Raw genomic sequence first — 1,716 nt, 5'->3', positions numbered from 1 at the left:
GAATAAGCAAACAATTTCTAACTTTTCTTCTACTGATTTTGGACTTCTTTTGGACATGTGAAAACTCCCCTTATAGTGTCTAGTGAATTTTTGTTTTTTCACTGTCCACTATATGGGGAGTATATCACAGCCTTAAGCTAAGATTTCTAAGAGTTTTGTCATCACCTTTAAAGGTTGGGATTTTCGATTAGACGATTTATACTTTTCAAACTAGAGCCGTACAGCTGGTGGCTAACTTCCTAGTAATACTCTATAAAAATCTGGAACTGGCTAAAGCTGAAACAGGTATGTCCCAAAGAGGGGCACACTTGACACGAGTTCCACTCGTTCTATCTCCTACCTTCTCCAGCTTCCTGTAACTATTTCTGCATGATAGCACGCTGGAAACTTTTCCACAAGCCGGTATCATCTGTCTGGAGGATAAGACGAGCGTAGATTTTTCCAATATACCAGATACTGCCCGCTGTCGTCGTTAATAAAATGAGCAGGGATAGGAAACCCTCAACATAGGATGCCTCTTCGTGAATCAGACGAATTGGCATGAAAAATGGTGAGAAGAATGGGATATAAGATCCGATAGTGAGTAAGACATTGTCCCCTTTCATGCCCAAAGTCACACTCATCATCATGGCTACTACTACGAGTAAGATGACGGGCTGAACAGCCTTATTGACATCTTCCACACGCGCTACCAAGGCTCCACAGGTTGCAGAAAGAACAATGTAGAAAATCAAACCTAGCAACATGAAAAAGATAGTGTAGACTGTGGAGGGCTGGAACAAGAGGGAAATTGTCTCTTGATGTTGCTCTAAGAAAAGCTGGATAAACGGAATCTGACCAACAACAAGGTAAGCGAGTAAGAAACCGACTACATAGATAGAAATATGGGTCAAGACAACCGCCATAATCCCCATCATGCGCCCATAGAAGTAGTTGGAAGCACGAACACTGGAGAAAATAACCTCCATAATCTTTGTTCCTTTTTCATTGGCAATATCCTGCGCGGTCGTTGATGAGTAGACAATAAGAAGCATGTAGAGGGCAAAGGAGAGAATAAAGATCAAGCCTGTCTGAATACCTTGGAGTAATTCTGTATCTTTCTTGATGACTTCATCATAGATAAGCTCTTGTGACAAGATTTTTTCCTGTTCCGTGGTCAGCTGTGCTGCTTCTCTATTCAATTCTCCTTGGAGGGTCTTCAAGCGAGCCAAGGTATCTTCCTTGGCAAAGCGATCCATGCTTTCCTTACCGTGGTAGCTCACATACACCTGATGCTCTTTTACTTCTAGTACGAGATAGCCTGCTATATCGCCTTGGTCTACTGCTTTTTGAGCAGCCCTCTCATCTTGATATTCAAAGCTGTACTGGTCCTTATCCTCTCCCAAAGAACGCTGAATCTCGGGATTGGTCGAAACGACAGCGATAGGCTCTGAAGAGAATTGCGAGCTACTGACCAATGCCCCCATTCCGACACTGAAGCCTATAAAGATAAAGGGACTCAAGACCATAAACAAGAAACTCCACGATTTCACTGATATACTCCCCATATAGTGGACAGTGAAAAAACAAAAATTCACTAGACACTATATGGGGAGTTTTCACATGTCCAAAAGAAGTCCAAAATCAGTAGAAGAAAAGTTAGAAATTGTTTGCTTATTCCTTAACCAAGAACAGTCACTTACCCAACTCAGTAAACAATATCAGGTCGATCATCAA

2 protein-coding genes are annotated in these 1,716 nt (G+C 41.9%); one reads left to right on the top strand and one right to left on the bottom strand.

Annotated features, from left to right (window positions below; genetic code table 11):
• Positions 1-359: 359 nt before the first annotated feature.
• Positions 360-1,547 carry an ABC transporter permease gene (locus BU200_RS10445; RefSeq protein ID WP_075100049.1) on the bottom strand — a complete coding sequence of 396 codons (1,188 nt, stop codon included), beginning with the start codon at positions 1,545-1,547 and terminating at the stop codon, positions 360-362.
• A gap of 55 nt (positions 1,548-1,602) precedes the next feature.
• Between BU200_RS10445 and BU200_RS11810 the strand changes: the two genes are divergently transcribed.
• Positions 1,603-1,716, top strand: a 114-nt coding sequence (locus tag BU200_RS11810) for a transposase (protein WP_487246359.1), incomplete at its 3' end; no start/stop codon positions are given.

It is taken from the genome of Streptococcus acidominimus (genome assembly GCF_001921825.1).
GTDB lineage: Bacteria > Bacillota > Bacilli > Lactobacillales > Streptococcaceae > Streptococcus > Streptococcus acidominimus.
The sequence above is the reverse complement of the archived record's forward strand: the minus strand, read 5'-3'. Positions and strand labels throughout refer to the sequence as shown.